Origin of the sequence: Streptomyces sp. NPDC005402, from assembly GCF_040606575.1 — a bacterium.
Taxonomy (GTDB): Bacteria; Actinomycetota; Actinomycetes; order Streptomycetales; family Streptomycetaceae; genus Streptomyces.
The window spans coordinates 191,565-204,693 of record NZ_JBEXFB010000013.1 but is presented as its reverse complement, the minus strand read 5'-3'; the positions used below and the strand labels follow the sequence as shown (position 1 = coordinate 204,693).

The following is a 13,129-nucleotide window of genomic DNA, read 5'->3' as shown; positions in this document are numbered from 1 at the left end:
CGCGCCCCGGCTCGGTCCGGCTTCCCGATTGCCGACACCGCTGCGGGCGCCGTGCCCACAGCGACGTATCCGACCCAGCACACCGCCCCGCCCAGGACGGCCCGCGCAGGAGCGGCCCGTCCTGGGCGGCCGGTCGGCGGCCGACCGCACCGCCTCACACCGGCACCGACCCGTAGCGGCACGGGCCCTCGATGCCGTCCCCGATCAGCTGTCGGCCAGACGCCCCGCACCTCACCCCCGCGCCGGAGCCACCCCCACCCCCATCACCTCACGGGCATGACGGTTCGGGACCATGCCCAGGCGCCACGCCTGCCAGCCCGCGTCCAGGTTCACGCCCCGCTCCAGGAGCAGCCCGTACGCCCCCACGTAGTCGTCCAGCTTGTCGTCCCGCGTCCCGTGCTCCCGGCGGCCCAGTTCCGCCAGCTCCTCCTGGGCCACCGCCGCGCCGATCTCCACGCCGCCCGGTGCCGCGTACGGCAGCAGCGTGCAGCGCAGGAAGCGGGCCCAGTCCTCGCCGCGCTGGTCACCGTAGGAGTCGAACAGCGCCACCGCCTCGTCGCACAGGGCGAGTGCCTGCGGGGTACGGCCGTTGCCCGCGTCCACCACCGCCAGTTCGAGGCAGGTCCACGCCTCGCCGTGCGCGACGCCGATGCGCTGGAAGTCGGCGCGGGCGTCGACCAGAAGCTGGCGGGCGAAGCCCGAGTTGCGCAACGAGCCGGTCTGCGCGGCACGCTGGTCGCGGGTGGCGCGAGCCGAGTGATGGCGGGCGCAGGCCAGACCGTAGACGTCCCGCATCCGGGAGAACATCGTCCGCGAGCGTTCCAGCTCCCGGACCGCGAGGTCCAGGTTGCCCGTCTCCTCCAACGCCTGGCCCAGGTAGTACACCGTCCACGCCTCACCGCGCGCGTCCTCGTTGTCGCGATGGCGGGAGGCCGCCTGGCGCAGACCGTCCACCGCGGCCGACGGATCCCCGGCCACCAGCCGGGCCCGCGCCAACTGGGTCAGCGCCCACGCCTCGCCACGGGCGTCACGGGTACGGCCGTACAGGTCGAGGGCCGTTCTGAGCTCCGACTCCGCGCGCGGCACGTCACCCATACGCAGGGCCAGCTGGCCGAGCTGGAAGTGCGCCCAGGCCTCGCCGTGCACGGACTCGCCCGCCCGGTGCAGGACCAGGGAGCGCGTGAGGAGGTCCAGGGACTCGGCCACGCGGCCGCGATCGCGCTCGACCGCCGCCAGGGCGTGCATGGTCCAGGCACGGTCCGTGGCCAGTTCGGGAGGTGACTGCAGGGCCAGTGCCTCCTGGAGCTTCGCCGCCGCCTCGGTCAGATGGCCCTGATGATGGAGGGTGATGCCCAGCGAACACAGGGCGCGCGCGGCGCCCGCGTCGTGATGGGCCTCCCTGTAGAGGTCGACCACCGACGTCAGGGTCGCACGCGCCTTGTCCAGCTCGCCCAGCTGGCGGGCGGCGATACCCGTGCGCCACTGCACCGAGCGGACCAGCAGCCCCTGGTCCACCGCCTGCGCCAACTCGCTGATCTCGCCCAGCCGGTAGAGGTCACCGCGCAGCAGGCAGTAGTCGCACAGCGCGCCCAGCAGGTTGAGGACCGCCCCCTGGTTGACGCCCTCCGCGTGCCGCAGCGCCGCCGTGATGAAGCTCGACTCGTCGTCCAGCCAGCGCAGCGCCTCGTCGAGGGAGGTGAAACCGTGCGGGCTGAAGCGGTCCGAGCGGGTCGACATGTTGCCGTCGACCAGACGCAGCACGGAGTCGGCGAGGTCGGCGTAGTTGACGATGAGGCGTTCCTGCGCGGCCGTGCGCTCGGCCGGCTCCTCCTCGTCCAGCAGTCTGGCCTGGGCGAAGGCACGGACCACGTCGTGGACGCGGTAACGACTGCCGCGGACGTGGTCGATCAGGCCCGCGCGGGCCAGCGCCGTCAGGTGCCGGGTCGCCTCCGTCTCGTCGGTGGCCAGCAGCGCGGCGGCCGCGGCGGCGCCGAGCGAGGACCGGCCGGCCAGCGCGAGCCGGCGCAGCAGCCGGCGGGCCGGCTCCGACTGGTCGGTGTAGCGCAGCCACAGGGCGCGCTCGACGGGCCCGACCGGACCGTACGCGCCCAGATCCGCGGCGAGTTGGCGCGGCGAGCGGGGGCCGAGGGAGGAACCCGCGATGCGCAGGGCCAGGGGCAGACCGCCGCACAGTTCCCTGATCCGATCGGCCGACTGGGCGTCGTAGGGGCCGGTGGCGGACTGCGCGGCCGCGTCCAGGAGCTCCTCGGCGCCCGCCGCGTCCAGGGCGTCGACCGGGAGTTCGTGCACCTGGGCCGCGAGGTCCGGCGGCAGGCGGAGCGGCTCGCACGCGGTGACCAGGATCAGGCTGTCAGAACGCTCGGGGACGAGGGCGCGGACCTGCTCGGGGTCCGAGGCGTCGTCCAGCACGATCGTCACCGGCAGGCCGGTCAGATGCTGGTGGTACAGCTCGCTCAGCCGCTTGACCTGCTGGTCCGGTGAGGAACGCTCACGGAACAGCAGCTGTTCGCGCGGGGCACCGAGCCGGTTCAGCAGATGCAGCAGCGCGTCCCGGGTGGAGAGCGGGGACTCCTGCGGGTTGTCGCCGCGCAGGTCCACGACGCAGGCGCCGCGGAAGTAGTCCTTGAGGTCGTGCGCCGCCCGTACGGCCAGTGCCGTACGGCCGCTGCCGGGCGGTCCGTGCAGGACGACCACCGTGGGACGGGTCTCGGTGGTGGCGCGCGAGGCCTGCACCCACTGCCGGATGCGCCCCATCTCCGTCCGCCGGTCCGCGAACTCACTGATCGGCTCGGGCAGTTGACCGAACGACTGCTCCAGCACACTCCGGCCGCGGGCCGCCGCGCTCTTGTCCGTCCCGCGCAGTCGCGGGCCCCCTTTCTTCGGGCCCGTCGACGCGCTCAGCACCCGCTGCTGGTCGAGGAAGGGCCGGATCCCCCGAACCTCGAGCGCTGTCAGCCACTGCAGCCGGAGCTGCTCCGGGCCGCCGGGCTGGCCGATGGCACCCGCCCGGTGGTGCGCGGCCGGCAGATGCGAGCCCGCCACCTTCACGACGGTCGCCGCCGCACCCACGACCCCCACGACCACGCCCGCGCCCAGCGCGGTGCCCGTGCCGGTGCCGAGCGCCAGGTCGGCGACGGCGGCGGCCAGGGCGGCGACCGCGGCCACCAGCAGGGGAGTCCCGGACGCCTCCTTGGCATACCGCTGCCCGAAGGTGAGCTGCCCCGCCTGCGCCTCGTCCAGCGCGCGCGTGTAGGCCTCGTACTCCTCGACGGCCGTCCGCGCCATCGCGTCCAGCGATCCACGGGCCCGCGTGAGCAGTACGGCACCGTCGACCCGCCCGCCCGACCGCCGCACCTCCTCCTCCACGGCCCGCCCCAACAGCCGTTCGGCTTCCGCCCGATGGCTGTCCCGCATGTCACGTCCCCCTCCGGCGGCAACGGCTTCGCCTATGAGTGTCCTTCGAGGCGGGCGTGAGCGCGAGGGGGCGGCGATCATCCGGTTCGGCCGATGTGACCTTCGGATCATTCGCTCGTTTTCACGGATGTGGCGCTGGTAGTCGAATTGGGGGCCGTCGTGACTGGTTGTGAAGCGGACGATCCGCGCGAGCTGATTCCGGTTCTGTCCTACGCGCGTACGTCGGAGGACGACCGGCAACGCGACGGACACGGGGTGCGTTTCCAGCTACGGATCAACGAACGGACCGCGCAGGGCCACGGCTGCGCGGTGGTCGCCGCACACAGCGACAACGGCCGCAGCGCATCCAAGGAGGGAGTGGTGAGGCCCGGGTTCGAGCGTCTGATCACGGACCTGGTGCGCGGGCGCACCGATGGCGGGCAGCGCATCGCTGGCGTCGTCTGTGTCGCGGACGACCGGCTGTACCGCAGGGCCGAGGATCTGACTCGGTTCCTGGCCGCCCTGACCAGTTCGCCGGGACGGATCCACCTTGATCAGGAAGGAGTTCGGGATCCGTACTCGCAGGAAGGGTTGGTGCAGGCTGTGCGGTCGTTGAACGCGGCCGTCACCGAGACACGGGTCAGGAGCCGACGGCTGACGAACTGGCATTGGGCCCGTGCTGTCGAGGGCGTGCCTCACAGTGGACCCCGGCCCTTCGGCTGGCTGGAGGACCGAATCAGCCTCCACCCCGAGGAGGCGGAGCTCGTCGCACGGGCAATCGGTGAGCGGGTCTCCGGGAAGGCGGTCCGGGCCATTGCGCGCAATTGGTGTGAGCTCGGGGTCACCGGCACTCGTGGCGGCAGACCCAACGGGCAGACGGTCACGCAGATCATCACCGCGCCCAGGGTGTGCGGCTACCGGGCAAACAGAGGCGCCCTGCTGCTTGATCCCGGGACAGGAGCGCCGGTGCTCGGGCGGTGGGAACCCATCGCAACCCCCGAGGACTGGCAGGCGGTGTGTGCGACATTCTCACCGGGGAGTCTGTTCATGCATCGAGGCAGCGGTGCCCCGAGACGCACCGGCACGCCTCGACCGGCACCTCGTCATCTCGGAACGGGTTTCCTCCGATGCGGGGCGCAGAGCCCTGACGGCACGGTGTGCCGCGGCGCCATGTGTGCTCAGAAGGGGCGGAGCAAACAGAGCCCGTATGTGTACTCATGCCGTGACTGCGGACGGTGCAGCATGAGTGGACCACTGGCCGACATGGCCCTCGAGAACCTGCTCTTGGCCGATGGGCGAAGCCACGGCCGGCTACTTGAGGACACGCGGCAGCACTGGCAGAGCGGCGACATGTCCCTCGAGGAGAAGCGGAAGATCGTGGCATCGGCCGTCGTTCACTGTCTCGTCCACCCCGGTGTGAAGGCGGATCACTCCTGGGACTTCTCACGTATCAAGCCTGTCTGGCGTTGAGCGGATCGGGTGGCCGCGCGAAGGCGGCACAACCTGAGTGGTAGGCCGCGATGGCCCCTGTCGGTGCCGGTCGGGCACGATGGGGATATGCCGAACCGACTGGCCCACGAGACGTCCCCCTACCTCCTTCAGCACGCGGACAACCCCGTCGACTGGTGGCCCTGGTCGGCCGAGGCCTTCGAGGAGGCGCGGAAGTCGAACAAACCCGTGCTGCTGAGCGTCGGGTATTCGAGCTGCCACTGGTGCCATGTCCTCGCCCGGGAAAGCTTTGAGGACGAAGTGGTCGCCGCCTTCATGAACGAGCACTTCGTCAACATCAAGGTCGACCGCGAGGAACGCCCCGACGTCGACGCCGTCTACATGGAGGCCGTGCAGGCCGCCACCGGGCAGGGCGGCTGGCCCATGACCGTGTTCCTGACCCCGGACGCCGAGCCCTTCTACTTCGGCACCTACTTCCCGCCCTCGCCCCGCCAGGGCATGCCTTCCTTCCGGCAGGTCCTGGAGGGGGTCCGGGCCGCCTGGACCGACCGGCGGGACGAGGTCGCCGAGGTCGCCGGGAAGATCGTGCGGGACCTTGCCGGGCGGGAGATCTCCTACGGCGACTCGCAGGCCCCCGGCGAGGAGCAGCTCGCCGCGGCCCTGCTCGGGCTGACGAGGGAGTACGACGCGCAGCGCGGTGGCTTTGGCGGGGCGCCGAAGTTCCCGCCGTCCATGGTCGTGGAGTTCCTGCTGCGGCACCACGCCCGCACCGGCGCCGAGGGCGCTCTCCAGATGGCCCAGGACACCTGCGAGCGCATGGCCCGCGGCGGCATCCACGACCAGCTCGGCGGCGGCTTCGCCCGCTACTCCGTGGACCGCGACTGGATCGTGCCGCACTTCGAGAAGATGCTCTATGACAACGCACTGCTGTGCCGCGTCTACGCCCACCTCTGGCGCGCCACCGGCTCCGATCTCGCCCGCCGGGTCGCGCTCGACACCGCCGACTTCATGGTCCGTGAACTGCGTACCGCCGAGGGCGGGTTCGCCTCCGCGTTGGACGCCGACAGTGACGACGGGACGGGGAAGCACGTCGAGGGCGCGTACTACGTGTGGACGCCGGAGCAGTTGCGTGAGGTGCTCGGGGAGCAGGACGCCGAGCTGGCCGCGCAGTACTTCGGCGTTACCGAGGAGGGCACCTTCGAGCACGGGCAGTCCGTGCTGCAACTGCCGCAGCAGGACACCGTGTTCGACGCCGAGAGGATCGAGCCGATCAGGCGGCGGCTCCTCGACGCCCGCGCGGAGCGGCCCGCCCCCGGCCGGGACGACAAGGTCGTCGCCGCGTGGAACGGGCTGGCGATCGCCGCGCTCGCCGAGACGGGCGCCTACTTCGACCGGCCCGACCTGGTCGAGGCCGCGCTCGGGGCCGCTGATCTGCTCGTACGGCTGCATCTGGACGAGCAGGCCCGTCTGTCCCGTACCAGCAAGGACGGTCAGGTCGGGGCCAACGCCGGTGTGCTGGAGGACTACGCCGATGTGGCGGAGGGTTTCCTCGCGCTGGCGTCGGTGACCGGCGAGGGGGTCTGGCTCGACTTCGCCGGGTTCCTGCTCGACCATGTGCTGACGCGGTTCACCGGGCCCGAGGGGGCGCTGTTCGACACGGCCGCCGACGCCGAGCGGCTGATCCGGCGGCCGCAGGATCCGACCGACAACGCGGTGCCCTCCGGGTGGACGGCCGCTGCGGGGGCGCTGTTGTCCTACGCCGCGCAGACCGGGGCCGAGCCCCATCGTGCCGCTGCGGAGAAGGCGCTCGGGGTGGTGAAGGCGCTCGGGCCCCGGGTGCCGCGGTTCGTCGGGTGGGGGCTCGCGGTGGCGGAGGCGCAGCTCGACGGTCCGAGGGAGGTCGCGGTCGTGGGGCCCGCGCTGACCGACGAGGCCACGAAGGCGTTGCACCGGACGGCGCTTCTGGGTACCGCGCCGGGGGCGGTCGTCGCCTTCGGGACCCCGGACAGTGACGAGCTTCCGCTGCTGGCCGACCGGATCCTCGTCGACGGCGAACCCACCGCGTACGTCTGCCGGCACTTCACCTGTGACGCGCCTACGACGGACGCGGAGGCGTTGCGGGTGGCGTTGGGCGGTTAGTCTCCGCGAGGGCGTTCGCCACGATCGCCTCCAGCTGTTCGTGGTGGGCGCCCTTCCAGTAGGCGCGGCCGCACTCCTCGCACTGGGCGAAGACGTCGTACGACCGTTCCGTGCCGCCCTCCAGCCGGTCGGCCACCTGTTCCTTGGTGGCCTCGCGCAGCAGGCCGTTGCAGGCCGTGCAGCGGGTCCAGGGCTTCAGGGCGGGGCGGAAGCGGTCCAGGATGTCGCGGAGCTGGTCCTCGGGGCGGGTGCTGTAGACGAAGGCGCCGGCCCAGAGCTCCCTGCGGTGCAGCAGGCCCCGGTCGCGGCTGAGCAGGACCCGTTTCTCGGTGGCCGAGCGGGTGGCGAGGGCGGGGTCGCCGATGTCCGTCGACTCGTACGCCGTGTCCACGCCGAGCAGGCGCAGGCGGCGGGCGAGGGTGCCGAGGTGGACGTCGAGGAGGAAGCGGAGCGGGGCGCCGGGGACCTGTTGGGGGCGGGCGACCGGGAGGACGTGCACGGTGTCGCCCGCGGCGGGGACGTACGACCTCGGCACCTCGTGGCCGCCGACGCGCAGTGCCCCGACCTCGGTGAGCGGGACGCCGAGGGACTCCACGACATGGCCGAGGGAGGAGGCGCCGTCGGTGGTGACCGGGGTGGCGCCGAGGCGGCGTCCCTGCGGGACGAACAGGGCCAGTTCGGGGGCGAATTCGACGTGGATCTCGGGTGCGCTCACCGGGTCAGGATGGCATGCGGGCGGGTGGTGGGCTCAGGGCTTTTTCGCCGGGAGCCCGTGTTCCAGGACGGGCAGGGCGCGGTCGACTAGGCGGTGCAGGTCGTCCTGCATGCCGTTCTCCGCCCAGTACTGGTAGACCTCGGTGAGACCGCCGATCAGGGACATGGTGTGGACCCGGACCTCCAGGTCGTCCGCGTCCCGGCCGGTGCGTTCCGCGATGGCGCCGGCGAGCAGCCGGCCGGTGACGGACATGCTCTCCATCATGCGGGCGCGCACCGCGGGCACCTGGATCATCAGATGGGCGCGCAGCCGGGTGACCTCGTAGTCCACGTCGGAGAAATCGAGGGCGCGGTGCAGGATGTGCCGCACGGACTCCATCCACGGCTCGTCCGTCGGCCGGGCCCGCAGTTCGTCCAGCATGACGGCGTCGTACTCGTCCGTGAGGACGATGTCCTCCTTCGTGGGGAAGTAGCGGAAGACCGTGGACGGCGACACCTCGGCGCGCTCGGCGATCTGCTCGACCGTGGTGGCGTCGTAGCCCTGCTCCTCGATCAGCGCGTAGGTGGCGTCGCGGATCGCCGTCCGGGTCTTGATCTTCTTCCGCTCGCGAAGTCCCAGCTGGGAGACGTCAGCGGGGGGAGAGGAGTGTACGGGCGTCATGGGTGCCATTCTCAGGCATGGGCATCCTCGGCAGCCATGTCCGGGTCCGTGGAGGTCTTGGTCGGGCGGGGCGTGCCCGGCAGGAAGGCGGCGGCGAGCAGGGCGGCGACGAGGGCCGCGATTCCGCAGACCAGCAGGACGACGCCCATGCCGTGGACGTAGGCGCTGTTGGCGGAGGCCAGGAGGTCGGCGGAGCCGGTGTGCTGGGCGACCATGTGCGCGGCGACCACGGATTCCCCGGCGGTGTCGGCGGCCCGGGCGGGCAGTCCGGTGACGTCGAGGCGGTCCCGGAAGGTGCCGGCGAGCAGGCTGCCGAGGAGGGCGATGCCGATGGCGCCGCCGACCTGGCGCATGGTCATCAGGAGTCCGGAGCCGATGCCGGCGCGGTCGCGGGGCAGGGCGCTGAGGCCGCCGTTCATGGCGGGGATGAGGGAGAGGCCGAAGCCGAAGCCGGTGAGGGTGAGCCACAGGGCGACGAATCCGTAGCCGGACTCGACCGTCGTACGGCTGCCCAGGAGCCCGGCGAAGGCCAGCACCACCAGGCCGGCGCTGACCGTGGCGCGTGGGCCGAAGCGGGTGACGACCTTGGGGGCGAGGCGGGAGGCGAGCAGTAGTCCGCCCATCATCGGCAGCAGCCGGACGCCGGTGCCGAGGGCGTCGTGGCCGAGGACGGCCTGGAGGTAGGGCGGGAGCACGAAGAGCAGGCCGGTGAGGATGAAGTTCACCAGGGTCGCGGCGATCGTGTTGAGGAGGAAGCCGCGGTGGGTGAGCAGGGTCATGTCGAGCATCGGGGCTTCGACCTGGCGTTCGCGCAGTACCAGCGTGGCGATCAGGAGGACGGACGCCGCGAGCGTGCCGAGTACGAGCGGGTCGCCCCAGCCGCGGGTGGGTGCCTCGATGATCGCGTAGACCAGGGCGCCGAGGCCGGTGACGGTGAGTGCGGTGGAGAGGGTGTCGACCTTGGGGGAGGAGGGGTCGCGGGTTTCGGGGAGCAGGAAGACGCAGGCGGCGATGCCGATGGCGGCCATCGGGACGTTGACCAGGAAGACCGAGCCCCACCAGAAGTGGTTCAGCAGCCAGCCGCCGATGATCGGGCCGAGCGGCAGGCCGAGCGCGGAGGCGGCGGAGACGATGCCGACGGCCTTGGTGCGCTCGTCGGGGGCGAAGAGCGTGGGCAGCACGGAGAGCGCGAGCGGGGTGACGAGGGCGCCGCCGATTCCCATCACCGCGCGTGCGGCGATCACCGCGTTCACCTCACCGGCCAGTGCGCCGACCAGGGAGCCGGCGAGGAAGATGCCGAGTCCGGTGATCAGCATCCGGCGCCGCCCGAACCGGTCGCCGAGGAGGCCCGCGGGGAGCATCAGGGCCGCGAAGACGACGACGTAGGCGTCCGCCATCCACTGTTGGGCGCCGGTGCCGGCGTCGAGATCGGCGGCCATCGTCGGCAGCGCCACGTTGAGGATCGTCAGGTCGAAGCCGAGCGTCAGCATGCTCGCGACGAGGGCGGCCAGGGCCCACCAGCGGCGGGGATCCGGTGTGAGAGTTTCCATGAAATGAGAGTAGCTCTCAAAAGCCAGCTACTGTCAATCGAATCAGGCATGCAAAAAGGGCCACGGCTCGGCAGCCGTGGCCCTCGAAGGCGGGGGCGGTCTACGTGTGCTGGTACGCCACCAGCGAGATGCCGATGTAGTGGACGACGAACGCCGCCACGGTGAGGGAGTGGAAGACCTCGTGGAAGCCGAACCAGCGCGGTGACGGGTTCGGCCGCTTGATGCCGTAGATCACGCCGCCCGCGCTGTAGAGCAGACCGCCGACGACGACCAGGACCAGGACCGCGACGCCGCCGGCCCGCATGAAGTCGGGCAGGAAGAAGACGGCGGCCCAGCCCATCGCGATGTAGCAGGGGGTGTAGAGCCAGCGCGGGGCGCCGACCCAGAAGACCCGGAAGAGGATGCCGGCCACGGCGGCGCCCCAGATGCCCCACAGCAGCCACCGCCCCTTGCTGTCCGGCAGGAGCAGCATGGTCAGTGGGGTGTAGGTGCCCGCGATGATCAGGAAGATGTTGGCGTGGTCCAGTCGTCGCAGGACGCCGTCCATGCGGGGGCTCCAGGTGCCGCGGTGGTACAGCGCGCTGACGCCGAACAGCAGGCAGGCGGTCAGGGCGAAGATCCCGCAGGCGATCCGGCCTCTGGTGGAGTCCGCGAGGGCGGTGAGCACCAGTCCCGCGACCAGGGCGGCCGGGAACATGCCGAGGTGCAGCCAGCCGCGCAGTTTCGGCTTGATGGGCTCGGCCAGGTCGTGGGCGTGCTGCTTGATCTGGTGGGGCAGGGAGGGCGCATCGGCGTCGTGGGCGGGCGGCGTCATGCCCGGCATCGTACCTACGGACCCGTAAGTTACGCATGAGTACAGCGGGCGCCACGGTCCGGAGTGGCCATCATCTCACGGGTGTTGACCAGTAAAGAAACGGTTGGCTGAACGCTATGTGCACGCAAATAAACGCACTGTGTACAGAGAAAGCGTGGCGATCCTCACTCCGCTCACCTGTGATGACCTCTGGACAGATGGGCGCTCAAGTCGGATGATCAAATGAGTGCGGTCGGCACCGGATGAGCGCCAAGGTCACCACCGAAAAGGCACGAAAAGCATCCGGGTCGCAGCCCCCACGGGGCCTCCAAACAAAAAATCCCTCATCTAGGAGCAATCGTGGCGCGCGACATCGCGGCTCCCCCGGTCATCCCCACCCAGCACAAGGAACTGATCTCGTGGGTGAACGAGATCGCCGAACTGACCCAGCCGGACAGCGTGGTCTGGTGTGACGGATCCGAAGCGGAGTACGAGCGCCTGTGCGGGGAGCTCGTCGCGAAGGGCACCTTCAAGAAGCTCGACCCCATCAAGCGCCCCAACTCCTACTACGCGGCCTCCCACCCGACCGACGTCGCGCGTGTCGAGGACCGCACCTTCATCTGCTCGGAGAAGGAGGAGGACGCGGGGCCGACGAACCACTGGAAGGCACCGGGGGAGATGCGGGACATCTTCACCGGGGAAAAGGGCGTCTTCCGCGGTTCGATGAAGGGCCGGACGATGTACGTCGTCCCCTTCTGCATGGGCCCGCTCGGCTCGGACCTTTCCGCGATCGGCGTCGAGATCACCGACTCCGCCTACGTCGCGGTCTCCATGCGCACCATGACCCGCATGGGACAGCCCGTCCTCGACGAGCTCGGTGACGACGGCTTCTTCGTCAAGGCCGTCCACACCCTCGGGGCGCCGTTGGAGGAGGGCCAGCAGGACGTTCCCTGGCCGTGCAACTCCACCAAGTACATCTCGCACTTCCCGGAGGCCCGCGAGATCTGGTCCTACGGCTCCGGCTACGGCGGCAACGCCCTGCTCGGCAAGAAGTGCTACGCCCTGCGCATCGCGTCGGTGATGGCCCGCGACGAGGGCTGGCTCGCCGAACACATGCTGATCCTCAAACTCACGCCGCCGCAGGGCGAGTCCAAGTACGTCGCCGCCGCGTTCCCGTCCGCCTGCGGCAAGACCAACCTCGCCATGCTGGAGCCCACGATCTCCGGCTGGACCGTCGAGACCATCGGCGACGACATCGCCTGGATGCGGTTCGGCGAGGACGGCCGCCTCTACGCGATCAACCCCGAGGCCGGCTTCTTCGGCGTCGCGCCCGGCACCGGTGAGCACACCAACGCCAACGCGATGAAGACGCTGTGGGGCAACTCCGTCTTCACCAACGTCGCCCTCACCGACGACAACGACATCTGGTGGGAGGGCATGACGGAGGAGACCCCGGCCCACCTCACCGACTGGAAGGGCAACGACTGGACGCCCGAGTCCGCCCGCGAAGCTAATGGATACCGTCCGGCCGCCCACCCCAACGCCCGCTTCACCACCCCCGCCGCGCAGTGCCCGATCATCGCGCCCGAGTGGGAGGACCCCAAGGGCGTGCCGATCTCGGCGATCCTCTTCGGCGGACGCCGCGCCAGCGCCGTACCCCTGGTCACCGAGTCCTTCGACTGGAACCACGGCGTCTTCCTCGGCGCCAACGTGGCCTCCGAGAAGACCGCCGCCGCCGAGGGCAAGGTCGGCGAGCTGCGCCGCGACCCCTTCGCCATGCTGCCGTTCTGCGGCTACAACATGGGCGACTACATGGGGCACTGGATCGACGTGGCCAAGGACAAGGACCAGTCGAAGCTGCCGAAGATCTACTACGTCAACTGGTTCCGCAAGAACGACGACGGCAAGTTCGTCTGGCCCGGCTTCGGCGAGAACAGCCGCGTCCTGAAGTGGATCGTGGAGCGGCTCGAAGGCAGGGCCGAGGGCGTCGAGACGCCGATCGGTGTCCTGCCGACCAAGGACGCCCTCGACACCAAGGGCCTCGAACTGGCCGACTCCGACCTGGAGTTCCTGCTCACGGTCGACAAGGAGGTGTGGCGGGAGGAGGCGTCCCTGATTCCCGAGCACCTCAACACCTTCGGCGACCACACGCCGAAGGAGCTGTGGGACGAGTACCGGGCGCTGGTGCAGCGCCTGGGCTGAGGTCCCCCGAGAACCCCCGCGGCCGGCCCCGATGGGAGCCCTGACCCGTGATCGTCACGGGCCGGCCGCGGGTGGCGGCACGAGGGCATGTCCACCGGACAGGCCCTGAGTCACGAACCGGCCCCGCACAACGGCGTGCGGGGCGTGCTGCCTTTTGTCCCCGCCAGGGCGCGGGGAACGGCGCGACAAGCCACAACGAACCCGCAC

The 13,129-nt window shown here is 70.8% G+C and carries 8 protein-coding genes; 3 read left to right on the top strand and 5 right to left on the bottom strand.

Annotated features, from left to right (window positions below; translation table 11 throughout):
- Window positions 1-231 precede the first annotated feature (231 nt).
- A complete protein-coding gene (locus ABZT02_RS25625) occupies window positions 232-3,435 on the bottom strand; it encodes a tetratricopeptide repeat protein (RefSeq protein WP_356021098.1) in 3,204 nt (1,067 codons plus the stop codon).
- Between the two features lie 129 nt (window positions 3,436-3,564).
- On the opposite strand from ABZT02_RS25625, the gene ABZT02_RS25620 reads away from it, so the two are divergent.
- Window positions 3,565-4,884 (top strand): recombinase family protein, encoded by a 1,320-nt coding sequence (locus ABZT02_RS25620; RefSeq protein WP_356021096.1) that lies wholly within the window; start codon window positions 3,565-3,567, stop codon window positions 4,882-4,884.
- 87 nt (window positions 4,885-4,971) lie between these two features.
- Complete coding sequence (locus tag ABZT02_RS25615; RefSeq protein WP_356021094.1) at window positions 4,972-7,002, top strand: thioredoxin domain-containing protein; 2,031 nt, start codon at window positions 4,972-4,974, stop codon at window positions 7,000-7,002.
- On the opposite strand, the gene ABZT02_RS25610 is transcribed toward ABZT02_RS25615, so the two are convergent.
- The 4 genes from ABZT02_RS25610 to ABZT02_RS25595 all read right to left on the bottom strand — a co-directional run bounded on the left by ABZT02_RS25610 (window position 6,959) and on the right by ABZT02_RS25595 (window position 10,741).
- On the bottom strand, window positions 6,959-7,717 hold the full coding sequence (locus ABZT02_RS25610; RefSeq protein WP_356021091.1) for a Mut7-C RNAse domain-containing protein: 759 nt from the start codon (window positions 7,715-7,717) through the stop codon (window positions 6,959-6,961). The two genes, ABZT02_RS25615 and ABZT02_RS25610, sit on opposite strands and share 44 nt — an antisense overlap.
- A gap of 33 nt (window positions 7,718-7,750) precedes the next feature.
- Window positions 7,751-8,377, bottom strand: coding sequence for a TetR family transcriptional regulator (locus tag ABZT02_RS25605; RefSeq protein WP_356021089.1), 627 nt, complete (start codon window positions 8,375-8,377; stop codon window positions 7,751-7,753).
- A gap of 11 nt (window positions 8,378-8,388) precedes the next feature.
- Window positions 8,389-9,927, bottom strand: a complete 1,539-nt coding sequence (locus ABZT02_RS25600) for an MFS transporter (RefSeq protein WP_356021087.1) — start codon at window positions 9,925-9,927, stop codon at window positions 8,389-8,391.
- A 100-nt stretch (window positions 9,928-10,027) separates the two neighbouring features.
- A complete protein-coding gene (locus ABZT02_RS25595; protein ID WP_356021085.1) occupies window positions 10,028-10,741 on the bottom strand; it encodes a hemolysin III family protein in 714 nt (237 codons plus the stop codon).
- 339 nt (window positions 10,742-11,080) lie between these two features.
- Here ABZT02_RS25595 and ABZT02_RS25590 point away from each other — a divergent pair, with 339 nt between their 5' ends.
- Window positions 11,081-12,922 carry a phosphoenolpyruvate carboxykinase (GTP) gene (locus tag ABZT02_RS25590; protein WP_356021083.1) on the top strand — a complete coding sequence of 614 codons (1,842 nt, stop codon included), beginning with the start codon at window positions 11,081-11,083 and terminating at the stop codon, window positions 12,920-12,922.
- The last annotated feature ends 207 nt before the right edge of the window (window positions 12,923-13,129 follow it).

Bases quoted from the DNA above. Each gene is read 5' to 3' on its own strand.
- ABZT02_RS25625 (WP_356021098.1), bottom strand. From the start codon at position 3,435: ATGCGGGACAGCCATCGGGCGGAAGCCGAACGGCTGTTGGGGCGGGCC.
- ABZT02_RS25615 (WP_356021094.1), top strand. From the start codon at position 4,972: ATGCCGAACCGACTGGCCCACGAGACGTCCCCCTACCTCCTTCAGCAC.
- ABZT02_RS25605 (WP_356021089.1), bottom strand. From the start codon at position 8,377: ATGACGCCCGTACACTCCTCTCCCCCCGCTGACGTCTCCCAGCTGGGA.
- ABZT02_RS25595 (WP_356021085.1), bottom strand. From the start codon at position 10,741: ATGACGCCGCCCGCCCACGACGCCGATGCGCCCTCCCTGCCCCACCAG.
- ABZT02_RS25600 (WP_356021087.1), bottom strand. From the start codon at position 9,927: ATGGAAACTCTCACACCGGATCCCCGCCGCTGGTGGGCCCTGGCCGCC.